Origin of the sequence: Deinococcus sonorensis KR-87, assembly GCF_040256395.1 — a bacterium.
GTDB lineage: Bacteria > Deinococcota > Deinococci > Deinococcales > Deinococcaceae > Deinococcus > Deinococcus sonorensis.
Genome location: NZ_CP158299.1, coordinates 208,277 through 233,088 on the forward strand (window position 1 = coordinate 208,277; position 24,812 = coordinate 233,088).

Here is a 24,812-nt window from a genome sequence, read left to right on the forward strand (position 1 = left end):
CCTCACGGAATTCCGTGAGGTTCTTTGTGCCGTGGAGGGGTTCGGTGGGGGTAGTGTGGGCATGATAGGGTAGGGCCGACGATGCCGGGCCTGGACGGACCACGAACGCCGCGCTGGCTCCAGGCCCCCGACCCGCTGTATGCGGCGGCCGGCGGGCCGGGCCTGACCCCGCCGACTCGCCGTCCACGGCCCGGCTCCGGACCGGGAGAGTCCTGAACACATGCTGATTTTTGACGAAATGCAAAGCCGGGGCCATGAGCAGCTGACCCTGCTGCAGCACGCCCCCAGCACCCTCAAGGCGGTGGTGGCGGTGCACTCCACCGTGCTGGGCCCGGCCATCGCCGGCTGCCGGCTGATGCCGTACGAGGAGGAGCGCGCCCTGCGCGACGCGCTGGCCATCAGCGAGAGCATCACGCTCAAAGCGGCGCTGGCGGGGCTGAACTACGGCGGCGGCGCGTGCGTGCTGAGCTGGCCAGCCAGCGGCAACAACGAGGCGCACCTGCGCGAGGCGCTGTTCCGCTCCTTGGGCCGGCAGGTGCGCTCGCTGGGCGGGCGGGTGGTGCTGACCGAGGACGTGGGCGTGACGGCCCAGGACATCGCGTTCGCCGCCCAGGAAACCCAGTCCACCATGGGCATGACCACCGACACGCCGGCCGTGACCGCCTACGGGGTCTACCGGGGCCTGAAGGCGGCGGCCCGCACGGTGCTGGGCAGCGAGAGCATGCGCGGGGTGCGGGTGGCGGTGCTGGGCGTGGGCTCGGTGGGCGCCACGCTCTGCGAGCACCTGCACCGCGAGGGTGCGCGGCTGACGGTGGCCGACCGCAACCCGGCCAAGGCCGAGCGGCTGGCCGATGAGCTGGGCGAGCGGGTGACGGTGGTGGCGGCCAGCGACCTGCTCGACACCGCCTGCGACATCGTGGCGCCCTGCGGGTTCGGGCACAGCATTCTCAGCACCGACGTGCAGCGGCTGCAGTGCCGGCTGATTGCCGGCAGTGAGCACCACCCGCTGTCCAGGCGCGGCGAGCAGGCGGTCAAGGAGGCGGGCATCGCCTACGTTCCGGACTTTGCCATCAACGCGGCGGGCCTGATCGCGGCGGCCAGCAACCTCAGCGGCGACCAGGCGGCGGAGCGGGTGTACGCCAACGTGCAGCAGATCAGCGCGCTGGCCCAGCAGTACAACAAGCCGCTGCATCTGGTCGCGCGCAAGCTGGCCGAGCGGCGCATTGAGCTGATCGGGTCGCTGGGACGGTCGCAGGCATGAAGCCCTTCGTGATCGGGGTGGCCGGCGGCAGCGGGAGCGGCAAGACCACCGTGACCCGGCGCGTCATCGAGACGGTGGGCGCCGAGGGCGTGGCGGTGCTGGTGCAGGACAACTACTACCGCGACCAGAGCGACATTCCCTTCGAGTCGCGGCTGAAAACCAACTACGACCATCCGGCGGCCTTCGACTGGACGCTGCTGAACGAGCATCTGGAGGCGCTGCTGGCCGGCGTGCCGATCGAGATGCCCACCTACGACTTCACCCACCACACCCGCGCGGCCCAGACGCTGGCGGTGCTGCCGGCCCCGGTGGTGGTGCTGGAGGGCTTCTTTGCGCTGTACGAGGAGCGGCTGCGGCAGCAGATGCACCTGAAGGTCTTTGTGGACGCCGACCCGGACGTGCGTTTTATCCGCCGGCTGCTGCGCGACACCCAGGAGCGGGGCCGCACCCCCGAGAGCGTCATTTCGCAGTACCTGGAGTTCGTGCGTCCGATGCACCTGCAGTTCGTGGAGCCCACCAAACGCTACGCCGACGTGATCATTCCGCACGGCGGCCTGAACGAGCCGGCGCTCGACATGCTGGCCGCCCGCATCCGCAGCACCGTCTGAGCGCGTTCATCTGCCCTCAACCGCCTCACCCGATACTGAAGCCGGAGTTTCCGTGACCAACAGACCCCCTGCCCCCCGCACCACCAAGACGCCCGCCACCCCGCCGCTGCTCCCGATGCCGACCCGCCACCGGCTGACCCCGCTGCTGCTGGGCCTGATGCTGCTGTCCTTCATCCCAGCCCTGATTCTGGCGGTGCAGCGCGTCCGCTTCGAGTCGGCGCAGCGCACCGTGGCGATGGTGATGGACTACTCGACCCTGACGCAGCAGGCCAACCTCAACGGCCAGACCCCGATGGAGCTGCTGGCGCATTACCGCACGCTGGGCGTGAACGGCGTCGCGCTCTACGAGGACACCCTCGCCTCCCGGGTGCTGCGCGGGGAGATCTACCTGATGTCGGGCATTGAGCTGGCGGCCCGCTACCCGGACGCGAACGTTGATACCCTGCTCACCTACACCCGCGACATCAAACCGGGCGCGCTGGAGGCCCTGGAGAAGAAGTACACCATCCGGCCGAAGTCGGTGGTGATCGGCGGGCAGCGCTGGGACGCCTGGGCCGCGGACCCCGGCTTCCTGCCGGCCGGGCCCAACACGGCCCTGATCAACCGGCTGCAGCAGCAGGGCTACGTGGTGGTCTACCGTCCGTGGGACAGCCAGGCGGTGAAGGAGCCGGCCCTCGACTGGCCGCAGGTGCCGTTCATCGCCTTCACGGACGTGGAGGTGATCGGGGCGCGCAATCCGGCCGTGCTGGAGAAGGTGCGCGAGCGGATGGGCAAGCGGGTGCCGGCCATCATCGAGTTCACACCGCAGAAGGGCATGGAACAGCTGATCCAGGGCCGGTCCGCGGTGCGGCTGTTCTCCATCAGCGCGGCGTGGCAGGACCTGCTGACGCCCGAGGAGACCAGCAGCAAGTTCGTGCTGGCGGCCCGCGAGCGCAGCCACAAGCTGCTGTACATGCGCCCCTTCCGCACCGAGGCCGACACCGAGACCTTCCTCAAGGAGGTCAAGAGCGGCCTGAACAAGTGGGGCATCACGGTGGGCACGCCGGTGGCCGCCGCCTTCGAGCCGAGCAGCCTGCTGCGCTGGCTGTGTATCGTGGGGCCGTTGGCCGCGCTGGCGCTGATCGGGCTGAGCTATCCGCTGAGCCGGCTGGGCCTGATCGTGGCCGCGCTGGGGCTGCTGCTCGCGCTGGGCATGAACGGCTTCCAGCCGTTCCCGGGATTCGCGCTGGTGGCGGCCATCAGCTTTCCGGCGCTGGGGCTTGTGCTGCGACGGCACAGCATCTGGGACTGGTTCGTGGCGACCGGCTTCAGTCTGGTGGGCGTGTTCTTCGTGTCGGCGCTGGGCGCCAACCGGGACAGCATGCTGGGCCTGGACCCGTTCCGGGGCGTGGGCCTGACGCTGCTGGCCCCGATCGGGCTGGTGGCGCTGAGCTTCCTGCCGCGTCAGGACATCCGCAAAACCGTCCAGAACGTCTACAACGCGCCGATCAAGCTGGGCGACATCATCGTGATGCTGCTGGGGCTGGCCGCCTTCGCGCTGGTGTTCCTGCGCCGCGGCAACACCACCGGGGCCGGGGTCAGCGACGCCGAGGCCAAGGTGCGCCAGAGCCTGCAGGACAGCATCATCCGCCCGCGCTTCAAGGAGCTGGCCGGCCACCCGCTGCTGCTGCTGGGCCTGTCGGGCATCCTGCCCGGCTACTTCACGCTGCTGCTGCTGCTGGGCGGCGTGGTGGGTCAGGCGAGCATCCTGAACACCTTCTCGCACTTCCACACCCCGCTGCTGATCAGCTTCCAGCGCGCGCTGATCGGGCTGGGCGCGGGTCTGGTGCTGGGCTTCATTACCCTGTGGGCCGTGCGGCTGGCGCTGCGGCTGTGGGCCACCTACGGCCCGGCCCGCTCCACCGCCGCCACCTCGGCCCCGGAGACGGCGTGAACATCGCGGTCAGCGGCTACTACGGCTTCGACAACACCGGCGACGAGGCCATTGCGCTGGCCATCACGCGGGAGCTGCAGCGGCGCGGACACACGGCCCTGCTGCTCAGCAACACCCCGGCCCAGACCCGCGCCCGCTACGGTGGGCGCAGCGAAGGCCGCATGAGCGTGCTGGGGCTGCCGCGGGCCATCCTCAGCTCGCAGCAGCTGTGGTCCGGCGGCGGCGGCCTGCTGCAGGACAAGACCAGCAGCCGCACCCTCACCTACTACCTGGGCGTGATCCGGCTGGCCCAGCTGCTGCGCCGCCGGGTGGTGGTGTTCAACCAGTCGGTGGGGCCGCTGAGCCTGGAGGGCGGGGCGCGGGTGGCGCGCGGCCTGCAGGGCGCCTGCGTGATCGTGCGTGACCGGGGCAGCCTGGAGACCCTCAAGCGGCTGGGCGTGGAGGCGCGACTGGGCGGAGACCCCGCGCTGCTGCTGACGCCGTCCGACACGGTCCAGCGCCAGCCGGAGACGGTGGTGCTGGCTCCGCGCGGCGACGTGACCGACGCCAACGCCGGGCTGGCCGCACTGGCCAATCACCTGAGGACGCAGGGCCGGCGCACCGTGGCGCTGAGTTTTCACCCGCACGTGGATGACGAGGCGGCCCAGGGGCTGGGGGCCGACGAGGTGATCAGCACCTCGGACCCCGCGCGGGCGCTGGACGTGATCGCGGGGGCCGGGTACGTGGTGGGGGTGCGGCTGCACGCGGTGATTCTGGCCGCGGCCGCCGGGGTGCCGTTTGCCGGAGTCAGCTACGACCCGAAGGTGGCGGGCTTCTGCGCCGACGCCGGGGCGGCCAGCGTGGGCACCGACTTCGAGGCGGCCCAGGTCTGCGGCCTGGTGATGAAGACGCGTAGCCCCGACTGGGCGCAGGTGCAGGCGATGAAGACCCGAGCCCGCGACAGCTTCGACTGGGCCATCAACGCCTGAACCGCGCCCTGCTCTACACTGCCGCATGACCACCGACCCCGAACCGGCCCTGAACCGCCTCACGCCGGACGTGTTGCAGCGCCTCTCCCCCACCGAACTGGCCGAGCAGCTGAACGGGCAGGTGGGCGAGTTGCAGCAGCGGCTGGGCATCCGGCTGCTGGAAGCCAGCCCAGCGCGGCTGGTGGCCCGCATGCCGGTGGAGGGCAACCGCCAGCCGGCCATGCGGCTGCATGGCGGTGCCAGCGCCGCGCTGGTGGAGGACCTGGCCAGCCTCGGCTCGTGGCTGAACCTGGACGTGAGCCGGCAGGTGGCGGTGGGCGTGGACCTGAACATCACCCACGTGCGCGGCGCGGTCAGCGGCGAGGTGCAGGCCGAGGCCGAGCTGACCTACCGGGGCCGCAGCGTGATGGTCTGGACCGTGACCATCCGCAACGAGCACGGCAAGGTCACCAGCGTGGGCCGCTGCACCTGCAACGTGGTGAACCGCTGAGCGGAAAGACGTTGCATCCGGCGTCCGGCCCTGTTATGTTATTTGCATAAGGGACGCCGAGCGTTCCTCGCAAAGGAGACAGTATGCCCACCCTGCACCTCACCGGCCCCCTCGGCACCAGTCTCAGCGTCGAAGTGCCCGACGAACGCGACATGCTGACCGTCCTGCGCCGCTACGGCAAGAGCGGCTGGACCAGCGGCGAGATTCCGCCGGGCGGCCTGCAGCTGCCGCTGAGCATGGCCGACCTGTTCGACTGGACCCTGATCGGCGCGCGCGCCTACACCACCAGCGACGGCGAGCAGGCCGTGATGTACCGCGGCCAGAGCTACAAGCGCCGCGAGCTGGACGAGGTGGACACCAAGAAGCTCAAGCTGCCCAAGATCGTCAAGTACAGCAGAGGCGCCCGGCCCACCGATCCGCCTCACCTCAAGGAGGGCGAGGAGGGCGGCGTGCAGTACGTGACGCTCATCAGCTTCCGGGGTGGCGGCCGTGTGATGGACAGCTACGTGGACCCGGCCAAGCAGGCCGAGAGCCGCGCCTGAGGAAGCACGGGCAGACCCTCGCGTCTCCGTTGTAGGCTTCAGCCATGCGAGCATCTGCCCCAGTTCTCCTGTTCGCCGCCCTGCTCTTGAGCGGGTGCGGCGTTTTGCCCACCCCCCTGCAGCCGGCCGACCTGAGCGCCCAGACCCTGCTGGCCGCGCCCACCCGCATCACGGTGGACGCGCAGCCGCTGGAAGCCCGGGCGTCGGCATGGTACGGCACCGCTCAGGGCAACCCGAATCCGTTCATCGTGAGCGTGCGGGTGCAGACGCTGGACGGCGCGCCGCTGCCGGCCGGAACGCAGCTGGTCACGGCCTATCTGGTGCGCGGCACTCAGGCGAGCCAGGGCCGCTTCGTGCTGGAGCAGAACCGGGGGCCACAGGCGGCCATGCAGGAGTGGGTCAGCCGCACCCGCGCCGACCGAACCGCGTTCCCGAACGGCGCCCAACTGCAGGTGGTGGCGCTGCTGAACACCTCGCAGGGGCGGCAGCTGCTGAGGGTGTCGCCGGACGTGACCGTCACCACACCCAACTAACGCGGTGACGGCTTAGCGCGCCAATAACCGTTCGTAGATGCCGGCCAGCTGCCGGGCCCGCGCCTGCACCTCGTAGCCCTCCGCCGAGGCGCGCGCGGCGTGGCGCAGGTCCGGCAGCCGCTTCGGGTCCAGGGCCCGCTCCAGGCCGGTGGCCAGCGCCTCCGCCGTAGGCTCGCAGAGCATGCCGTTGACGCCGTCCCGGATCAGGTCTAGCGCCGCCGGGCTGCGGGCGGCCACCAGCGGCGCGCCGGACGCCAGCGCCTCGATCATGCTCATCGGCAGCACCTCGCTCTCGCTGGCGGTGAGAAACACGTCGGCGGCCGCCAGATACTCCGGCACCTGGGCGTGCGGCACCGCGCCGGTGAACACCACATCGTCCGGGGCCTGCTGCATCAGGGCGTGGCGCGAGGGACCGTCGCCCACCACCAGCAGCCGCAGGTCCGGCTGCCGCTCCCGGGCCAGGGCGTAGGTCTGCAGCAGGGTTTCCAGGTTCTTCTCCGGGGCCAGCCGGCCCAGCGAGATGGCCAGCGGGGCGTGCGGGGCAATGCCGTGGGCCTCGCGCACGGCCGCCCCGTTGCGGTCCTGGTGCGCCTGCAGGTCCACCGGATTCGGCAGGGTCTGGATGTCACCGGCATAGCCGTAGTGGCGCAGCATCTGGGCCATCGCCTGCCCCGGCACCAGCACCTGATCGGTCAGGCGGGCAAACGCCACCACGTGGGAGCGCATCAGCGAGCGCCCGGCCCGGTGGTGCGCCCGCGCGTAGTGCAGGTACTGCTCGTACTGGGTGTGGGCGGTGAAGACCAGCGGTGCCCGGAACCGCCGGCTCCAGACCCGCGCCAGCTGACCCGCCAGGAACGGGTGCATGGTGTGCACGATGTCCAGGTCAGTGAGCGGCAGCCGGGCCACCACCCGTGGCCCCGGCCACAACAGCAGCGGGTAGTCGTGCGGGGTGCCCCAGGTGGTGCTAGGCAGCCGCGACACGCCCTGCTCATCGGGGCCGGCGCTGCCCACCGGGTGCATCGGCGCGAAGATGCGGACCTCGTGCCCCAGCGCCCGCAGGCCCTGGGCGAACAGGGCCGTGCTGGTCGCCACCCCGTTGCGGGAGGGCAGATAGGTGGCCGTCACGAATCCGATACGCACGTCAGGGCGCAGTGTAGCGTGCCCGGCCGGCCGTTCGTGAGCGGGCCGCTGCTAGACTCGCTGGCATGCCGCAGATCATTCCGTGCGTGGATATTCAGGGAGGCCGGGCCGTGAGGCTCTACGAGGGCGACCCTGACCGCGAGACCGTCTACTTCGCGTCGCCGCTGGAGGCTGCCCGTCACTGGGCGAGCCTGGGTGCCCCGCTGCTGCATCTGGTGGACCTGGACGCCGCCATCGGACGCGGCCAGAACCGCGACCTGATCGCCGAGATCGTGCGTGAGCTGGACGTGCCGGTGGAGGTGGGCGGCGGCATTCGCGACCGGGAGGGAGCGGAACAGCTGCTGGCCAGCGGAGTGCAGCGGGTGGTGATCGGCACGGCGGCGGTCCGCACGCCGGAACTGGTGACGCAGCTGCTCGACGCGCACGGCCCGGAGAGCGTGCTGGTGAGCGTGGACGCGCGGGGGCTGGAGGTGGCCATCTCCGGCTGGGCCGAGGGCAGCGGCCTGCAGGTGGCCGAGCTGACCAGCCGGCTGGGGCTGGCGGGGCTGGAAACGCTGATCTTCACCGACGTGACGCGCGACGGCACGCTCAAGGGGCTGGACGCCGCGCTGATGGCCGAGGTCCGGCGGCTGTGGACCAACACGCTGATCGTGGGCGGCGGCGTGGCGAATCTGCAGGACGTGACGCTGCTGGAGCAGCTGAACATCGAGGGGGCCATCGTGGGCCGGGCCATCTACGAGGGCACCCTGCCGTATCCGCTGCCCTAGGACGCGTCCAGTTGCGTCCAGTGCTCGCCCGCGTCGTCGGTACGCCACAGCTGTGACACGCCCGCGCCCAGCCGCAGGGCGGCCAGTCCGTGCTGCGGGTCCGCGAAGCTCAGGGCCGTCAGTTCCGCCGCGGTGGCGGCAAACGGCGGGGTCAGCAGCCGCCAGTTTTCGCCGCCATTGCCGGTGCGCCACAGCTGGCTGACGCCCGGCTGGCCCTGGTCATCCGGCACCGCCCGCACCCACACCCAGCCGTGCCGCGCGTCCGCGAAGGCCGGCAGCGCGGCGCCGCTGTGAACCGGCAGGGCCAGCGGAGCGGGCGTGTGCCAGTGCCGCCCGGCGTCCTCCGTCCGGAACAGCCGCGCCACGTGACGCTCGTTCGGCGCGCCCGCCTGCACGTCGCTGAGCAGCACCGCCAGCGGCCCGGCACTCCAGGCCAGCCGGGTGCTGCTGAACTGCCGCCGTTCGGCCGGCGCATACGGCAGCTGGCCAGCCACATCACGGAAGGTCCGGCCCCCGTCTCGGGTCTGCCAGACATACGGCCGCTGGTCCGGCCCGGAGAGGCCACACGCCAGCCCGAAGCCGCCCGGCTGAATCCGCAGGTCGTTCAGCCCGCTCACGTCCGGCAGGTCACCCCCCTGGAGCAGTGCCTGCCGGAAATGACCGGGCCGGGCGCTGTTCACCTGCCCCCAGTGGGCGCCCGCGTCGCGGCTGGTCAGCACCACGAAGGCGCTGTGGGTCCGGTCCCGGTCCAGCTGCACCACCGCCGTGCCATACTGCGAGTCACGGAAGGCCACGCGGGCACTGCCCTGACGAAACAGCCGCGTCCAGGTCCAGTGAACGCCGCCGTCACGGGTGCGGTATAGCCTCGGACCCTCACCTGCCCGAGAGACGGTGAACCAGGCATGCCGGGCATCCAGCGCGCCGCCCTCCAGGAGTCCGCCGCTGGTCAGGGCGGGCGTCCGGTTCTGCCAGTGCCGTCCGCCGTCGTGGGTGCGGTACACGCCGCCCTGGCTGTAGCCCCAGGCGTCCCGGGCGCTGACCAGATGCAGGCTGTGAAAGGCCACCGACGCCGACGTGCGCAGCGCCCACACCGGCGACAGCGCCACCAGACTGAGGAGTGGGAGCAGGGCCAGCAGGTGCCACATGGCTGCCATAGTGCCTGCGGGCCGTGAAGCGGGCGTCCCGGCCGCCTCAAGGCATCTGAACAGAAGGAGGGGGTGGGCACGCGGCCCACCCCCTCCCTGAACGTCTGGACTCAGTCGGCGGCAGCCGCGACCGGCACCTGCACGCTGATGAAACGGCCCTTGCTGCCCTTGTTGGCGAACACGACCTGCCCGTCCACCAGGGCGAAGAGGGTATGGTCACGGCCCATGCCCACGTTCGCGCCGGCCTGGAACTTGGTGCCGCGCTGACGCACCAGGATGTTGCCGGCCAGCACGCGCTCGCCGCCAAACTTCTTGACGCCCAGGTACTTCGGATTGCTGTCGCGTCCGTTCTTGGACGAGCCTACGCCTTTTTTGTGTGCCATGAGAGTCTACCTCGGTCAATACTTGGTCTGGGGTTCTTGTTCATGGGTGAGGATGACCCTCACATCATGCCGAACAATGTTCGGGGCTGAATTCAGCCCTTGATACCGGTGATGCGCAGCGCGGTGAACTGCTGGCGGTGGCCGGTGCGCTTGCGGTACTGCACGCCGCTCTTGTACTTGCGGATGTAGATCTTCTTGTGCTTGCCGTGGTCCACGACCTCGGCGCTCACGGTGAAGCGGGCGGCGTCCTGGCCGCTCAGCACCTGATCGCCGGCCACGAAGAGGGGGGTCAGGCTGAGCGCGTCGCCGGCCTCGCCCTTGAGCTTTTCGACGCGGATCACGTCGCCTTCCTGGACGCGGTACTGCTTGCCACCGCTGGTAATGACTGCAAACATCGTTCGTTCCTCCTGAGGATCGCTCTGCCCGGGCGCCCTGCAGGACACCTAACGGATACAGGCGTGACAATACCCCGCCGTGAGCGGGGGATCAGCGCAGCATTGTAGCACGCCCCTGCAGGCGGCTCAAGCGCGCCGCTCCTCCCCGTGCAGCGTCAGCACCAGCCCCCGCGCGCCGCCCTGGTCGCGGTGTTCGCACAGGTAGATGCCCTGCCAGGTGCCCAGCTGCAGCCGCCCGCTGCGCACCGGCAGCGTCAGCGACGGCCCAAGCAGCGCGGCCTTGATGTGGGCGGCCATGTCGTCGGGCCCTTCCAGGGTGTGCTCGAAGGCGGGCCAGCCGTCCGGAACGGCGTGGTTGAAGTACCGCTCGAAGTCGCGGCGCACCTCCGGCGAGGCGTTCTCGTTCAGGGTCAGGCTGGCGCTGGTGTGCTGCAGATGCAGGTGCAGCAGGCCGGCCTGCACGCCGCTCAGTTCCGGCAGCGCCGCCATCACCTCGCGGGTGATCAGGTGAAAGCCGCGCGGGTACGGGCGCAGGGTCAGGTCACGGGACAGCCACATGGCTCCAGGGTACCGGGCCAGCGCCTACCCGAGGTGTACCACCACAGTAACAACAGTGGGGCCGCGCGGCCACTTATCCTCAGGTATGCCTGTTCCCTGCCTCCAGCAGCCACCGCGTCGGCGCAGGATCTTCGTGCGCTTTCTCCAGGCGGGCCTGAGCGCGTTCGGTGGCGGCCTGAACGCCCACCTGCTGCGGCTGGTGCGCCAGGAAGGCTGGCTCAGCGACCAGGAGTTCGCCGACAACAGCACCTTCGCCCAGACGCTGCCCGGCTCCAACAACGGCAACCTGTCGGCCCTGCTGGGGTACCGGCTGGCCGGGGTGCCGGGTGCCGCGGCGGCGCTGGCGGGCCTGCTGCTGCCCGGCACCACCTTGATGCTGCTGCTCTCGGCGCTGTACTTCTCCGGCGCCTTCCACATGTCGGCGCGGGCAGAACAGGCCCTCTCGGGGGCCGCTGCCGCTGCCCTGGGCATCAGCGTGGCCGCCGGCCTGAACATTCTGCGCTTCAGCTTCGGCAACGCCCTGAGCGCCGTGACGGCGCTGCTCACGGCCCTGCTGACGCTGCTGCTGCCACAGGGCACCCTGATCGCCCTGCTGGTGCTGCTGCCGGTCGGCATGGTGCTGCAGGGCCGCCGCACGGGCCGGCCATGACCACGCTGCAGGTGCTGGTGGCCTTTCTGCAGCTCGGCCTGCTGTCGTTCGGCTCGGTGAATCTGGCCAGCATGGAACGCCTCGTGGTGCAGCAGCATCACTGGATCAGTCAGGCGCAGTTCGTGCAGGGGTACGCCCTGGGGCAGCTGCTGCCCGGCCCCAACGTGCTCGCCATCCTGCTGTACGGGTACGGCGCCGACGGCTTTCCAGGCGCGCTGGCCGCCCTGGTCGGCTTCTTTGTGCCGCCGGCCGCCGTGGTGCTGGCCGTGTACCGCCTGACCCAGCGTGGCACCGGCTGGCTGCAGCGGGCCTACCGGGCGCTGCTGCCGGTGGGGGCCGGGCTCCTGCTGGCCGGGCTGTTGACCCTGGCGCGCGGCAGCGTCACCACCTGGGGCACCGCTGGCATCGCCGTGGTGGCCTTCGGTCTGGTGATGACCCGGCGGGTTCCGCCAGTGTGGGTGGTGGTGGGCGGCGTGGCGGCCGGCCTGCTGCTGGCCCGGCCACCCGCCTGAGTTACAGTTACAGCTGGTAGCCCTGCGCCAGCGCCCGGTACTCGGCCACCTGCGCGGCCTGCCACGCCTCGTCCCGGCCCAGTTCCTCGGCCAGCAGCGCCGCCACCCGGGGCGCGGCCTCGGCGCTGGCCTTCGCATTCAGCAGCAGCGCGCGGGTGCGGCGGCTCAGCACGTCCTCCACGGTGCGGGCCTGCTCCGTGCGGGCACCCCAGCGGACCTCGGCCTCGGTGTAGGGCAGCGCGGGGTGCAGCGGCGTGTCCGCGCCGGGGAGCGCCTGGATGTGGGCGGCGTCGCTGCCGTACACCAGCCAGTGGTCCGCCTGCGGCTCCTGGCTCCAGCCGTGCAGGTGCAGCCCCGGCGTCAGGCTCAGGCGCTCCGGCAGCCCGGCCAGCCGCGCGGCCCGGTCCACCGTGTCCTCGCCCATGCGGCGGTAGGTGGTCCACTTGCCGCCGGTCAGCGTGATCAGCCCCGAGTCGGCCACCCGGATCACGTGGTCGCGCGATAGAGCAGCGGTGGACCCGGCCCCGTCGGTGTTCTCGTTCTTGACCAGCGGGCGGAGGCCCACGTACACGCTGCGCACGTCGGCGCGGGTGGGGGCGGTCTCCAGATATTGCGCGGCGGTGTCCAGAATGAACTGCACCTCCTCCGGCAGCGCGCGCGGCTCCAGGCTGGTTTCCGGGACCGGCGTGTCGGTGGTGCCGATGATGACGTGGTCGTGCCACGGCACCAGAAACAGCACCCGGCCGTCGTCGGTGTGCGGAATCATGATGGCGCTGTCGCCCGGCAGGAAGCGCCGGTCCACCACCAGATGCACCCCCTGGCTGGGGCTGAGCATCGGGCGGGCGTCGGGGGTGTCCATGCGCCGGATCTCATCCACGAAGACGCCGGTGGCGTTCACCACGCTCCTGGCCCGTACCGTCAGGGCCTGACCACTCTCGGCGTCGCGCAGGGTGGCCCCCACCACCCGGCCCCCTTCCTTGAGCAGCCCCGTCACCGGCGCGTGGTTGAGCGCCACCCCGCCGTGATCTTCCAGGGTGCGCAGCAGCGTGATGGCCAGCCGGGAATCGTCGAACTGACCGTCGTAGTACAGGATGCCGCCGCGCAGACCCTCGCGCTTGAGCGTCGGGGTGTGCTGCAGCGCCTCTGCGGCACTGACGTAGCGGCTGGCCTGCAGGTTGAGCCGGCCCGCCAGCAGGTCATACAGCTTGAGGCCGATGCCGTAGAACGGCGCCGACCACCAGGTGTAGCCCGCAATCACGAACCCCAGGTCATGCACTAGATGGGGGGCGTTGCGCTTGAGCAGCCCGCGCTCGTGCAGCGCCTCGCGCACCAGCGAGATGTTGCCCTGAGCGAGGTAGCGCACGCCGCCGTGCACCAGCTTGGTGGCGCGGCTGCTGGTGCCCTTGGCGTAGTCGTGGGCCTCCAGCAGCAGCGTCCGGTAGCCGCGGCTGGCCGCCTCCACGGCGGTGCCCAGCCCGCTGGCCCCGCCGCCGATCACCAGCACGTCCCATTCGGGCGTCCGCGTGATGTGTTCCAGAATGTCGTGCCGTGTATCGGTCATGCCGCTGTGTCCTCTCCTGAACCCTGACGACGGACGCTGCCGTCTGAACACCTGATCATTCCATAAGAACATCTGTTCATGTGTTCTCCGGATTGCCATCCGGCCCGCCTGAGCTGGCGCTCTTCAGCTCTCCCAGGCCATGCTGCGTTCCACCGCCCGTTTCCAGCGGTGCATGCGGGCCTGCCGCTCGTCACTGCTCATCTGCGGCTCGAAGTGGCGGTCCACCTGCCACTGCGCGGCGATTTCCTGCTCGCTCTCCCAGTACCCCACCGCCAGCCCGGCCAGATAGGCGGCGCCCAGCGCGGTTGTCTCGGTGACGTCGGGGCGCACCACCGGCAGCCCCAGAATGTCGGCCTGGAACTGCATCAGCGCGTCATTGGTGCTGGCGCCGCCGTCCACCCGCAGCTGCTGCAGCGACGCGCCCGAGTCCTGCTGCATGGCCGTGAGCAGCTCGGCGCTCTGGAAGGCGATGCTCTCCAGCGCGGCGCGCGCGATGTGGGCGCTGGTGGTGCCGCGCGTGATGCCCACGATGGTGCCGCGCGCGTAGCTGTCCCAGTACGGCGCGCCCAGCCCCACGAAGGCCGGCACCAGATAGACGCCCTCGCTGCTCTGCACCTGCGCGGCCAGCTGTTCCACGTCACCGCTGCTGCGGATGATGCCCAGACCGTCACGCAGCCACTGCACCACCGCGCCCGCCACGAACACCCCGCCTTCCAGGGCGTAGTGGGTGGGCTGCTCCCCCAGCCGCCACGCCACGGTGGTCAGCAGCCGGTGGTGGCTCGGCACCGCCTCGGTGCCGGTCTGCAGCAGCATGAAGCAGCCGGTGCCGTAGGTGTTCTTGGCCATGCCCACCTCCAGACACACCTGCCCGAAGGTGGCCGCCTGCTGGTCTCCGGCGATGCCCGCGATCCGGACCTGGGCGCCCAGCAGGCCGGCGGCGGTCTGGCCGTACACCTCGCTGCTGCTGCGCACCTCCGGCAGCAGCGCGCGCGGCACGTCCAGCAGCGAGAGCAGTTCGTCGTCCCACTCCCCGGTGTGGATGTTGTAGAGCAGCGTGCGGCTGGCGTTGGTCACGTCGGTGACGTGCAGCTGCCCGGCGGTCAGCTTGTAGATCAGCCAGCTGTCGATGGTCCCGAAGGCCAGCTCACCCCGAACGGCCCGCTCGCGGGCGCCCTCCACGTTGTCGAGCAGCCAGCGCACCTTGGTGCCGCTGAAGTAGGCGTCCAGCAGCAGCCCGGTCCGGGCCTGCACCAGCTCGGCGTGGCCCTGTTCTCGCAGCTGGTCACAGAAGGCGGCCGTGCGGCGGTCCTGCCACACGATGGCATTGTGGATCGGCTGGCCGGTCTGGCGGTCCCAGACGACCACCGTCTCGCGCTGGTTGGTAATCCCGATGGCCGCGATGTCGCTGGCCCGCAGGCCCGCGCTGCTGAGCGCCTCCTGCATCACGCCGCTCTGAGTGCTCCAGATCTCGTTCGCGTCGTGCTCCACGTGCCCCGGCTGCGGATAGATTTGGCGAAACTCCTTCTGTGCGGCGGCCCGGATGTTGCCGTCGTGGTCGAACACGATGGCGCGGCTGCTGGTGGTGCCCTGGTCGAGCGCGAGGATGTATTGGCGACCCTGCGTCATGGATGCTCCTTCTCGCGGCGCGTGACGACCGGCCCGTCCTCACTGGCCCGGCAGCTGACCCGCCCTGTGCATTGCCCTGTCTCGGTCCACTTTCACATCTCCACTGAACATCTGTCAAGGCGACGCGAACGATTGTCCACTGTGGCAGACCGGGCCGGTGGGGGAGCGGCCCGGCGTAGACTGGATGTTCATGAGTCAGGACACAGCGGCTCAGGCGGTGCAGGTCGCCCGCCTGTACTACCACCAGGGTCTCACCACCGATGCCATCGCCCGCGAGCTGGGGCTGTCGCGGCCCAAGGTGTCCCGGCTGCTGGGGTTTGCCCGGCGCAGCGGTCTGGTGGAGATCCAGATTCACGACCCGGCCGAGCAGCCGCAGACACTGGAGGCCCAGCTGCACGCGCGTTACCCGTTCCTGAAGGTGCTGGTGGTGGGCGTGCCGGGCGGCAGCGGCGAGGCGCTGTGGACCGAGCGGGTGGCGGTGGCCGCCGCCAGCGTGCTGAGCAGCCTGCTGCAGCCGGGCATGGTGGTGGGCCTGGCCTGGGGCAACACCCTGGACGCGGTGAGCCGCGTCCTGACGCCCAAGACCATTCCGGACCTGACGTTCGTGCAGCTGAACGGCAGCGCCAACGCCGCAGACTTCATGAGCGGCTTTGTGTCAGACACCATCCTGCGATTTGCCCGCAACTATGGGGCGCGGGCGCAGCTGTTTCCGGTGCCGACCTTTTTCGACGACCCGGCCACCAAGCAGGCGATGTGGCGCGAGCGCAGCGTGCAGCACGTGCTGGACCTGCAGGCGCGCGCCGACGCGCTGCTCTACAGCATCGGCAGCCACACCGCCCAGACGCCCAGCCACGTGTACGCCGCCGGCTACCTGGACGCGCACGATCTGGAAACCATGCAGCAGGAGGGCGCGGTGGGCGACATTGCCACGGTGTTCTATCGCCGCGACGGCAGCTTCGACGGCATCGCCCTGAACGCGCGCGCCAGCGGCCCGGACCTGCGGCTGGTGCAGCGCAACCGCATGGCAATCTGCGTGGTGAGCGGGCTGGGCAAAGTGGCGGCCCTGCACGCCGCGCTGGAGGGCCAATTGATGCGGCACCTGATCGTGGACGAGATGACGGCCCGCGCGCTGCTGCAGTACCCGGACGCCGGCCCCCCCGATGATGCACCGAACGCTGAACGTCCGCATCTAGCGCGCAGCCCGTCCAGCGATTAGATTGAACCGAATCCAAATCCACCTCAGCTGCCCGGTCTGCCGGGCGGCACAGGAGTTCCTATGCAGACCCCCCGCCTTGTTGCTCCCCTGGCCCTGATCACCGCGCTGCTGGCATCCTGTAACCAGACCGTCACCCTCACCACCGAGCAGCAGGTGCAGGCGGCCGTGACTACTACAGGCGTCGTGAACGCCAAGACCACGACCCTGACGGACGGCAGTGTCTACCTGACCGGCACCCTGAAGGGCAATGCCTTCGCGGCCCGTTTCCCAGCCAAGTGGAACGGCCAGAGCGTGCTCTCAGCGCACGGCTACGTCTACCCCGGCACCGCGGAGCGCACCCCGGACCTCAGCGACACCGTGCTGGCCAGCACCACGCCCGGCAACGAGCCGTCGCTGGGCCTGTTCCCCACCGCGCTCTCGCAGGGGTACGCCATCGCCAATACCGCGTACGCCAAGACCGGTTACGCGGTCAAGGAGGGTGTGGCCGCCAACAAGCAGCTGCACGACTTCATGAAGGCGGCCGGCAGCAAGAGCCAGTACATGACCGGCATCTCGATGGGCGGCAACATCACGGTGGCGCTGGTCGAGCAGTACCCGCAGGACTTCGTGGGAGCCATGCCGTACTGCGGCGTGGTGGCCGGCTGGCGCGCCGAGGAGCGCTACCTGCTGGACTTCCGGGTGGTCTACGACTACTTCACCAAGGGCACTGTCTATGCGTTGCCGGGCAACGGCGACGCCGTGACGGTCAACCCGGCGCTCACGCTGCCAGTGGTGCAACAGTCGGTCGTCGGGCTGTTCACCAAGGCGGCCCAGGGCGACCTGGCGGCGAAGGCGATCATCGGTCAGGTGTCGGCTGTCGTGGGCGCTCCGGCCGACCCGATCAGCTACATCACCGCGCTGGGCTCCACCGTCTACGGCCTGCAGGACTACCTGACCACCACCGGCGGCACCGGCTACAGCAACAAGGACAAGGTCTACGCCGGCAGCCAGAACGACGTGGCGCTCAACGCGGGCGTGCAGCGCATCAGCGCCAGCGCCGAGTCCAGCGCCTACCTGGACGCCAACTACACCCCCACCGGCAACTTCAAGGCCAAGATGCTCAGCTTCCACAACCTGGTGGACCCGCTGGTGCCGTACAGCTTTGAGCCGGAGTTCAAGGCCATCGTGAGCAAGGCGGGCAACAGCGCCAACCTGGTGCAGCAGGTGGTGGACGCCAACCCGGTCAACGCCGCCGACCCCTCCAAGGGCGGCCCCACCCACTGCTATTTCACGCCCAAGCAGGTCAGCTACGCCTGGAACGAACTGCGTGCCTGGGTGGACAACGGCGTGAAACCGGCCGAAGGTGAGAACATCACCAGCAAATAGACCCAGCCCCTTCCGGCCCGCACCCAGTGGGTGTCGGGCCATTTTTTTGTGTGTCAGACAGCCTTCAGACACTCTTTACCTGGGTGGCCCCTCAGGCTTACACTACAGGTCTAGAGCGGTGACGTCGGGGGGTGAGGTCGAGTGGGCAGCAAAGAGGAAATCCGGTCACGTTTGGAAATTTCAGACGTGATTGGCGAGTACGTGCAGCTCACGCCCGCCGGACGCGGCCGCCTGAAGGGGCTGTGCCCCTTTCACAAAGAAAAGACGCCCAGCTTTCAGGTGGACACCGAGCAGGGCTACTTCTACTGTTTCGGCTGCAAGGCGGGCGGCGACATGTTCAGCTTCGTGCAGCGTGTCGAGAACCTGTCGTTCGGCGACGCCATGCGCAAGCTGGCCGACAAGGCCGGCGTCACGGTCGAGACGCGGTACGGCGAGAAGTCCAGCCGCGACCTCTATGACGTCAACCGCTTCGCGCTGGAGTACTTCCGCGAGCACCTCCCCGGACCGGGCCTGGAGTATTTTCAGCGGCGCGGCCTCACCGACCACACCATCGAGCGCTTTGAGCTGGGGTACGCCCCGGACGGCTGGGACGGCCTGCTGAAGCGCGCCCGGGCGCGCGGCCTGAGCGAACGGCAGCTGCTGGAAGCGGGCCTGCTCAGCGAGAACGTGGAATCCGGGCGGGTCTACGACCGTTTCCGGGGCCGGGTGATGTTCCCGATCCGTGACCACCTGGGCCGGCTGGTGGGCTTCGGGGGTCGGGTGCTGGGCGACGAAAAACCCAAGTACCTGAACACGCCGGAAACCGAGGTGTTCCACAAGGGGGAGCTGCTGTACGGCCTGAACCTCGCCCGGGAGGGCATGCGGGATCAGACGTCGGCCCCGGAACTGGTGGTGGTGGAAGGCTACATGGACGTGATCGCCATGCAGCAGGCGGGGTTCAGTGGGGCGGTCGCCACCCTCGGCACCGCGCTGACCGCTGAGCACGCCACCCTGCTGTCCCGGCTGGGCGTCAGCAGCCTGAGCCTGATGTTCGACCGCGACGAGGCCGGGCTGAAGGCCACCCTGTCGGGGCTGGATCAGGTGGTGGGTGCCAGCTTCCGGGTGCGCGCCACCAGCGTGCCGAGCGGCAAGGACCCGGCCGACGCGATCATGTCGGGCGACATCGAGGCGGTGCGCCGGGCGCTGGCGAGCGGCATCGACGAGATCCGCTTTCAGGTGGACGCGCTGGTGCGCCAGCACGGGAGCAGCACCACCGAGGGCAAGCGGAAGATCCTGATGGCGCTGCTGCCGCGCATGCAGAACCTGGACCCCACCGACGACGGCGCCAAGGAAATGCGCCGGCTGGCCTGCGACGCGCTGGACATGGAACCGGCCCGGCTGGTGGAGTGGATCGCCTCCAAGGCCCGCCGCAAAACGCTCAGCGACACCCAGCTGGTGGGCATGAGCAGCAGCCGCAGCGAGGAGGATCACGAGCTGGCGCTGCTGCGGCAGATTCTGGTGAACCCCAACCTGCTGGCCAAGCTGGACGGCCAGACGCCCTGGCGCAACCAGACGGTCGGCAAGGTCATGCTGGCCGCGCAGGGCGCCAGCAGCCCGGATGCGATCCTGGAGCTGTTCCGGGGCCAGCCGGAGGAGCAGCTGCTGATCCGGCTGATGTTCGAGGGCCGTGACCCCGGGGCGCACTCGCGGGCCGCCGCCGAGGCCTACCAGCAGAAGGTGGGCGGCTACGCGGCCGCCGCCGTGGACGACATTCAGGTGGGGCTGACCATCGACTCGCTGCGCAGTGAGGTGGAGCTGCTCAAGGCCCAGATCTCCAGCGCCGCGCCGGCCGAACAGCTGACCATGTTGCGCCAGATCCAGGAATTGCAGCGCGCCATCGAAGCCGAGAAACGCACCCGCCGCAGCAGCTGAACCCCCCAATGGGCGGGCCGCCCGCTTGAGAAAGTTGTGAGATCTGGCCCGGTACACTCCGGTCAAGCTCGACGGGCCCTCACTGGGTCTGCCGTGCGCCGCTGATCACTTTCAGCCAGCGGCGCGTCCGCCCTTTCCCCACTGTCTCTCCCATCTGCTCCGGAAAGGCCCCATGCCCCACTGTGAAGCTCCTCAACCGCATCCGCGCTGTACGAGAACTGCAAGACCGCCGCTGCCAGACTGCCGGCCAGAGACCTATGAAGGCAGATGACGTGTTCCAGAGTACCCTCCGCGACCTGATGCGGCTGTATGCCCCCCAGGCCACCCTGCTGGCCCAGGTGGGCCATGACCTGCTGTGGGTTAGCGCCGATGGGCGCAGCGACCTGCAGGACGACCGCGCCCTGGTGCCGCCCGACGAATGGCTGGAGCGTGGTGAGCTGACCTGGCTGACGCGCGACGGCACGCTGCTGGGCCTGCTGTGGTCCGAGCATCAGCCGGTGTCGCCGGAGGCAGTGGAGTCGCTGACGCTGCTGCTGGTGGCGGCCCGGCAGGACCGCGGCAGCACCGAGAGCGGCCTGCTGATCAGCCAGCTCCCGGCCCCGGTGGCCTGGCTGGACGACACGCTGAAGTTCCAGCAGGTCAGCCAGCACTTTCTGACGCTGCACGGCCTGAGCGAGCCGCAGGTGGTGGGCCGCACTGTGCAGCAGGTGTTCCCGGAGCGTACCCAGCTGCCGCAGCTGCTGCAGCGCACATTGAGCGGTCAGCCGGTGCGGCTGCCGGTGGAGCGGGTGGCCGGACCGGCCGGCACCCTGTGGCTGCGGGGTGAGGCACGGCCGTACTTCGCGCGCAGCCGTGCCGGGCTGCTGTGGACCACCCAGGACGCCAGCGCCGAGCGCCAGCTGGGCCTGCAGCTCGACAGCCTGCTGGACGATGTGGACGCGCTGCTGGCCCTGCTGGACCATCAGGGCCGGGTGCAGAACGCCAGCGCCGCGCTGCTGGCGCTGAACCCGCCGCACGCCGCCGAACTGCTCGGCGCCCCGTTCTGGACCTGGCCGTGCTGGGAGCAGAGCCCGCAGCCGCAGCTGAAGGAGATGGTGGACCTGGCCCGCCAGGGCGGCGCGGCCCGCACCGACATCCGGCTGGTGGGCGGACGCCTGCTGCGGGTGAGCCTGCGCGGCGACCTGCCGGGCCGCGCGCTGCTCAGCGCCGAGTGCAGCGACCTGAGCGCCCTGCACGAGCTGGAAGAACAGGCCGCGCTGCACAGCAGCCTGCTGCGCGAGATCCTGAGCCGCAGCAGCGAGGCGACCCTGCTGCTCAACCAGAACGGCCGGGTGACGCTGGCCAACGAGGAGGCGGCCCAGCTGCTGGGCATTGACGCCAGCCGGCTGCTGGGCGCGCCCTTCGCCCGGCTGCTGGGCGACATGGGCGTGCAGGTCTATGACGCCAGCGGGCAGCATCGCCTGACGCACGACCTGTGGCCCAGAGAACTGGAACCGGCCGAGCAGGAGCTGACCCTGGTCAGCGCGACCGGGGTGCGCCGCACGGTGCGGCGGCTGCTCAGTCCGCTGCCGAACCTGGAGGGCCAACGGCCCGGCGCCATGCTGAACCTGCGCGACATCACGGCGCTGCGGCGGGTGGAGGCCCGGCTGCGCCACGACACCCACCATGACCCGCTGACCGGGCTGCTCAACCGCACCGGGCTGCGCGCCCAGCTCATGGAACAGCAGGGCCAGCCGCGCACGGTGCTGACGCTCAGCCTGGACGGCTGCTCGGCGCTGAGCGCCGCGCTGGGCCGCACCGCCAGCGACGCCCTGCTGATTCAGCTGGCGGCCCGGCTGCTGACCGGACGGCGCGGCAGCCAGGTGGCCCGCCTGAGCGACCACCGTTTCGCGCTGCTGGCTGCCCCGCGCTCCGACAGCCCCGAGCAGCTGCAGGTCACGGCCGAGCTGGAGCTGTATGAGCTGGAGCGGCTGCTGGCCGCGCCGTTCCGGGTGGCCGGGCAGCCACGCACCCTGAGCTTCACGGTGGGCGCGGCGCACGGCACCGTCTCGGCCGACGATGTGGAGGGGCTCTTGGTCCAGGCGGAAACGGCGCTGGTCTATGCCGCCCACCAGGGCGCCGGGCTCAGCGCGGTGTACCACCAGGCGATGCAGACGCAGGTGGCTCGCGACTTCCGGCTGGAGCAGGAGCTGCCCGGCGCGGTGATGGCCGGACAGTTCGCGCTGAGCTACCAGCCGGTGATCTCGCTGCAGACCGGTGAGGTGCAGAGCGCCGAGGCGCTGATGCGCTGGCATCACCCGGAACTCGGGACCCTGACCCCGGCGATGTTCCTGCCGCTGGCTGCCCGCACCCAGGTGATCGGGCAGCTGGGCGAGTGGGCGATTCAGGCGGCCATGCAGGACCGCGCCGCGTGGCAGCGCGCCCACCCTGGCGTGCGGGTGAGCGTCAACCTGAGCCTGGACGAACTGCTGCGCCAGGACGACCTGGAACAGCTGCTGCCGCTGCTGCACGCGCAGGGCGCCCCCGACTTCGAGATGAGCGCCGGCAGCCTGCTGCACTACTCGGAGCGCACCCTGAACCTGCTGGAACGGCTGCGTGAGGCGGGCGCGGGCCTGTGGGTGGACGACTTCGGCGACGGCGCGTCCAGCCTCACGGCGCTGGAACGCTTTCCGCTGAGCGGCATCAAGCTGCACCCCTCCTTTGTGGCGCGGCTGCCGCACGAGCGGGCGGTGCGGCTGCTGGAAGGCACCACCGCGCTGGCCTCCAGCCTGGGCCTGAGCGTCACGGCGGTGGGTGTAGAAACGGCCGAACAGCTGGAGGTGCTGCGGCAGGCGGGCGTGGGCGCGGCCCAGGGCTACCTGTACGCCGCCCCGATGACCGCCGGTGAGCTGAGCGGCTGGCAGTTGCAGCCGCACGGCGTGGTGGTGTAGCGCCGCTCAGCCGGGTGCGGCCAGCAGGTCCAGCCAGGCCGCACCCAGCTCGTCGGCCACGTCGGTGGCCACCAGCCCATAGCCATGCCGCGCCCCGGCCCGCTCTCCGGCGCGGGCGTGCAGCCGCACCCCGCACAGGGCAGCTTCCAGGGGGGACAGTCCCTGGCCCAGCAGCGCCGCGATGATGCCGCTCAGCGTGTCGCCCATGCCCGCGCTGGCCATGCCTGGGTGCCCACCGCGCGCCACGTACACCTCATCCGGCCCCGCGACGGTGGTGGGGCCACCCTTGAGCACCACCACGCCGCCGTACTGCTGCTGCAACTCACGGGCGGCCTTCAGCGGATCGGCCACGACCTCCTCCGTCGCGCAGGCCAGCAGCCGGGCCGCCTCGCCGGGATGGGGGGTCCAGACCACCCGGTCGTGGCCGTGGCCGCGCAGTCCCGGCTGCAGCGCGTCGGCGTCCAGCACGGTAGGCAGCTGCCAGGAGAGGGCCAGCCGGGCCAGCTGTTCGGCATCCGGCCCCAGGCCCATGCCCAGCGCCAGCGCGTCGGGCCGGGCGGCGTCCTGAAGCGTGCGGAGGTCCGGCTCGACCCGGACCATCAGCTCCGGCGCCACCCCCACCGCCAGCGGCCCCAGCTCAGGGGCGGCCGTGTAGAGCGTCACCAGCCCGGCCCCGGCTCGCAGCGCGCCCACACCGCTCAGCACCGGCGCGCCCACCGTGCCGGGATGCCCGCCCACCACCCAGACCCGGCCCGCCGTGCCCTTGTGAGCACCGGCAGTGCGGCGCGGCAGCAGGCGGCCCAGCTCGGCGTCCGTGGGCCGCAGGGCCACCGCCTGGGCCTGCGCCCAGCCGGGCGGCACCTCCAGGCTGGCCACCACCAGCTCTCCGCAGGCCACCGCCGCCGTGCCATACAGGTGCGCCGGCCGGGGGCCGGCGAAGGTGACGCTCACGGCAGCCTGGAGCACGTCATCCGGCGCCTGCGGGCTCCCGGCATCCAGCCCGGACGGCAGGTCAATCGCCACCACCGGCCGCCCCGACGCCCGCAGCTGACCGAGCAGCGCGGCCAGGGAGGCCCGCAGCGGCGGCACGAAGCCGGTGCCGAGCAGCCCGTCCACCACCACATCCGCGTCCGCGAGCGCCCGGCGCAGAGTGGCCGCGTTCAGGGCCAGCGGCGCGCCGTCCACCGCCCGGAACCGCGCCCGCTGCCGCCGCGCCAGCGGATGCCGGACCGGCAGGCCCAGCAGGTTGACCGGTTGCCCGGCCGCGAGCAGCAGCCGCGCCGCCACGTAGGCGTCTCCTCCGTTGGCGCCGCTGCCGGCCAGCAGCAGCACCCGCTTCCCCGGCCAGCGCGAGCACACCAGCTGCGCCACCGCCCGCCCGGCGGCCTCCATGCTCAGCTCCAGCAGGCCCGCCCGCTCCAGTTGCGCGTCCATCCGCCGCACCCCCTCAGAGGTCAGCACCGGCTCGGCTTGCATCAGGGCAGTCGGCACAATCATGCTGGCCAGCTTTGCCCGGCGCGGGGCCCGCTGTCAACGCCGGCGGCCCTACTCGTCCGAGTCGTCGTCCTCGTCGTCGCCTGGGTCATCCAGCGGGTCCGGAAGACCCCCGGCCAGCTCGTCCAGCGCCGAACGCAGCGCCTCAATGCGGCTGCGGCACACCTGATAGGCGACCTGCGCCTCCTCGATCAGTGGCAGCACCCGGTCCAGGTCGGCCTCGCCGCCGTCAAGTTCCAGCGCGATGCGCGACAGCACCCGGTAGGCCTCCTGGTAGGTGGTGGGAGCGGCAGGCTTGCGCGGCATGCCGCCCAGGATAGCAACGAACGTGCCCCCGCCGTGTGGCGGGGGCACCGGAAAGGAAGAGGGGGTTACAGCAGCTCTTCGGGCTTGAAGAACAGCCCCAGCTCGCGCTCGGCGCTCTCGGGGCTGTCGGAGCCGTGCGTCACGTTCTCGCCGGTGGTGGTGGCGTAGTCGGCGCGGATAGTGCCGGGCGCGGCGTTGGCGGGGTTGGTGGCGCCCATCATGCCGCGCCAGCCCAGGATGGCGTTCTCGCCTTCCAGCGCGATGGCGACCACCGGGCCGCTGGTGATGAAGGTCACCAGTTCACCGAAGAAAGGCCGCTCCTTGTGCTCGGCGTAATGGGTCTCGGCCAGCTCACGCGGAATCACGAACTGCTTGAGGCCCACCACGCGGTAGCCCTTGCGCTGGATGCGGGCGAGAATCTCGGCGGTCAGTCCACGCTGCACGCCGTCGGGTTTGATCATGGCAAAGGTGCGTTCCATACAGGGAGGAGCATAGCGGAAGACGGGCGCGGGCGCGAAC

General features: G+C 70.6%; 24 protein-coding genes. 14 read left to right on the forward strand and 10 right to left on the reverse strand.

Translation table 11 applies throughout. The annotated features are described in order from the left end of the window. The first annotated feature begins 220 nt into the window (after nt 1-220). From ABOD76_RS06285 to ABOD76_RS06315, 7 genes are all read left to right on the forward strand, one after another. On the forward strand, nt 221-1,261 hold the full coding sequence (locus ABOD76_RS06285; RefSeq protein ID WP_350243950.1) for a Glu/Leu/Phe/Val dehydrogenase family protein: 1,041 nt from the start codon (nt 221-223) through the stop codon (nt 1,259-1,261). Further along, complete coding sequence (gene udk, locus ABOD76_RS06290) at nt 1,258-1,869, forward strand: uridine kinase (protein WP_350243951.1); 612 nt, start codon at nt 1,258-1,260, stop codon at nt 1,867-1,869. Before ABOD76_RS06285 ends, udk begins: the two co-directional genes overlap by 4 nt. Nucleotides 1,870-1,921: 52 nt before the next feature. Beyond that, on the forward strand, nt 1,922-3,802 hold the full coding sequence (locus ABOD76_RS06295) for a DUF5693 family protein (protein WP_350243952.1): 1,881 nt from the start codon (nt 1,922-1,924) through the stop codon (nt 3,800-3,802). Then, a complete protein-coding gene (gene csaB / locus ABOD76_RS06300; RefSeq protein ID WP_350243953.1) occupies nt 3,799-4,770 on the forward strand; it encodes a polysaccharide pyruvyl transferase CsaB in 972 nt (323 codons plus the stop codon). Before ABOD76_RS06295 ends, csaB begins: the two co-directional genes overlap by 4 nt. Before the next feature lie 25 nt (nt 4,771-4,795). Beyond that, nucleotides 4,796-5,260 (forward strand): PaaI family thioesterase, encoded by a 465-nt coding sequence (locus tag ABOD76_RS06305; RefSeq protein ID WP_350243954.1) that lies wholly within the window; start codon nt 4,796-4,798, stop codon nt 5,258-5,260. Between the two features lie 83 nt (nt 5,261-5,343). Next, nucleotides 5,344-5,802, forward strand: a complete 459-nt coding sequence (locus ABOD76_RS06310) for a single-stranded DNA-binding protein (protein WP_350243955.1) — start codon at nt 5,344-5,346, stop codon at nt 5,800-5,802. Nucleotides 5,803-5,906: 104 nt separating this feature from the next. Beyond that, the gene (locus tag ABOD76_RS06315; RefSeq protein WP_350243956.1) at nt 5,907-6,335 is read left to right on the forward strand and encodes a hypothetical protein; all 429 of its coding nucleotides are present in this window, start codon (nt 5,907-5,909) and stop codon (nt 6,333-6,335) included. Between the two features lie 12 nt (nt 6,336-6,347). On the opposite strand, the gene ABOD76_RS06320 is transcribed toward ABOD76_RS06315, so the two are convergent. Next, on the reverse strand, nt 6,348-7,475 hold the full coding sequence (locus ABOD76_RS06320) for a glycosyltransferase (protein ID WP_350243957.1): 1,128 nt from the start codon (nt 7,473-7,475) through the stop codon (nt 6,348-6,350). Nucleotides 7,476-7,540: 65 nt separating this feature from the next. On the opposite strand from ABOD76_RS06320, the gene hisA reads away from it, so the two are divergent. After that, nucleotides 7,541-8,242 (forward strand): 1-(5-phosphoribosyl)-5-[(5-phosphoribosylamino)methylideneamino]imidazole-4-carboxamide isomerase, encoded by a 702-nt coding sequence (gene hisA, locus ABOD76_RS06325; protein WP_350243958.1) that lies wholly within the window; start codon nt 7,541-7,543, stop codon nt 8,240-8,242. On the opposite strand, the gene ABOD76_RS06330 is transcribed toward hisA, so the two are convergent. From ABOD76_RS06330 to ABOD76_RS06345, 4 genes are all read right to left on the reverse strand, one after another. Next, nucleotides 8,239-9,396, reverse strand: a complete 1,158-nt coding sequence (locus ABOD76_RS06330; protein WP_350243959.1) for a WD40/YVTN/BNR-like repeat-containing protein — start codon at nt 9,394-9,396, stop codon at nt 8,239-8,241. The genes hisA and ABOD76_RS06330 overlap by 4 nt on opposite strands. Nucleotides 9,397-9,497: 101 nt before the next feature. Beyond that, complete coding sequence (gene rpmA, locus ABOD76_RS06335; protein WP_350243960.1) at nt 9,498-9,770, reverse strand: 50S ribosomal protein L27; 273 nt, start codon at nt 9,768-9,770, stop codon at nt 9,498-9,500. Between the two features lie 92 nt (nt 9,771-9,862). Next, nucleotides 9,863-10,165: a 50S ribosomal protein L21 gene (gene rplU, locus ABOD76_RS06340; protein WP_350243962.1), complete on the reverse strand. Its 303-nt coding sequence runs from the start codon at nt 10,163-10,165 to the stop codon at nt 9,863-9,865. Between the two features lie 126 nt (nt 10,166-10,291). Next, on the reverse strand, nt 10,292-10,723 hold the full coding sequence (locus ABOD76_RS06345) for a secondary thiamine-phosphate synthase enzyme YjbQ (protein ID WP_350243963.1): 432 nt from the start codon (nt 10,721-10,723) through the stop codon (nt 10,292-10,294). An 85-nt stretch (nt 10,724-10,808) separates the two neighbouring features. On the opposite strand from ABOD76_RS06345, the gene ABOD76_RS06350 reads away from it, so the two are divergent. Together ABOD76_RS06350 and ABOD76_RS06355 are read left to right on the forward strand one after the other, a co-directional pair. Continuing rightward, nucleotides 10,809-11,372, forward strand: coding sequence for a chromate transporter (locus ABOD76_RS06350; protein ID WP_350243964.1), 564 nt, complete (start codon nt 10,809-10,811; stop codon nt 11,370-11,372). Beyond that, nucleotides 11,369-11,884 carry a chromate transporter gene (locus ABOD76_RS06355; protein ID WP_350243965.1) on the forward strand — a complete coding sequence of 172 codons (516 nt, stop codon included), beginning with the start codon at nt 11,369-11,371 and terminating at the stop codon, nt 11,882-11,884. Before ABOD76_RS06350 ends, ABOD76_RS06355 begins: the two co-directional genes overlap by 4 nt. A 7-nt stretch (nt 11,885-11,891) precedes the next feature. Here ABOD76_RS06355 and ABOD76_RS06360 read toward each other — a convergent pair whose 3' ends face one another. Next, complete coding sequence (locus tag ABOD76_RS06360) at nt 11,892-13,445, reverse strand: glycerol-3-phosphate dehydrogenase/oxidase (protein ID WP_350243966.1); 1,554 nt, start codon at nt 13,443-13,445, stop codon at nt 11,892-11,894. Between the two features lie 123 nt (nt 13,446-13,568). Then, on the reverse strand, nt 13,569-15,071 hold the full coding sequence (gene glpK / locus ABOD76_RS06365) for a glycerol kinase GlpK (RefSeq protein WP_350243967.1): 1,503 nt from the start codon (nt 15,069-15,071) through the stop codon (nt 13,569-13,571). A gap of 190 nt (nt 15,072-15,261) precedes the next feature. Between glpK and ABOD76_RS06370 the strand changes: the two genes are divergently transcribed. The 4 genes from ABOD76_RS06370 (at nt 15,262) to ABOD76_RS06385 (ending at nt 22,493) form a co-directional block, all read left to right on the forward strand. Beyond that, the gene (locus ABOD76_RS06370; RefSeq protein ID WP_350243968.1) at nt 15,262-16,287 is read left to right on the forward strand and encodes a sugar-binding transcriptional regulator; all 1,026 of its coding nucleotides are present in this window, start codon (nt 15,262-15,264) and stop codon (nt 16,285-16,287) included. Nucleotides 16,288-16,347: 60 nt separating this feature from the next. Next, on the forward strand, nt 16,348-17,652 hold the full coding sequence (locus ABOD76_RS06375; RefSeq protein WP_350243969.1) for a hypothetical protein: 1,305 nt from the start codon (nt 16,348-16,350) through the stop codon (nt 17,650-17,652). A gap of 141 nt (nt 17,653-17,793) precedes the next feature. After that, nucleotides 17,794-19,563, forward strand: a complete 1,770-nt coding sequence (gene dnaG, locus ABOD76_RS06380; RefSeq protein WP_350243970.1) for a DNA primase — start codon at nt 17,794-17,796, stop codon at nt 19,561-19,563. Between the two features lie 257 nt (nt 19,564-19,820). Next, nucleotides 19,821-22,493: a sensor domain-containing protein gene (locus tag ABOD76_RS06385; RefSeq protein WP_350243971.1), complete on the forward strand. Its 2,673-nt coding sequence runs from the start codon at nt 19,821-19,823 to the stop codon at nt 22,491-22,493. Nucleotides 22,494-22,499: 6 nt separating this feature from the next. On the opposite strand, the gene ABOD76_RS06390 is transcribed toward ABOD76_RS06385, so the two are convergent. The 3 genes from ABOD76_RS06390 to ndk form a co-directional block, all read right to left on the reverse strand. Further along, on the reverse strand, nt 22,500-23,990 hold the full coding sequence (locus ABOD76_RS06390; RefSeq protein WP_350243972.1) for an NAD(P)H-hydrate dehydratase: 1,491 nt from the start codon (nt 23,988-23,990) through the stop codon (nt 22,500-22,502). Nucleotides 23,991-24,038: 48 nt separating this feature from the next. Next, nucleotides 24,039-24,293, reverse strand: a complete 255-nt coding sequence (gene xseB / locus ABOD76_RS06395) for an exodeoxyribonuclease VII small subunit (RefSeq protein ID WP_350243973.1) — start codon at nt 24,291-24,293, stop codon at nt 24,039-24,041. A 65-nt stretch (nt 24,294-24,358) separates the two neighbouring features. After that, nucleotides 24,359-24,772 carry a nucleoside-diphosphate kinase gene (gene ndk / locus ABOD76_RS06400; RefSeq protein WP_350243974.1) on the reverse strand — a complete coding sequence of 138 codons (414 nt, stop codon included), beginning with the start codon at nt 24,770-24,772 and terminating at the stop codon, nt 24,359-24,361. Nucleotides 24,773-24,812: the final 40 nt, after the last annotated feature.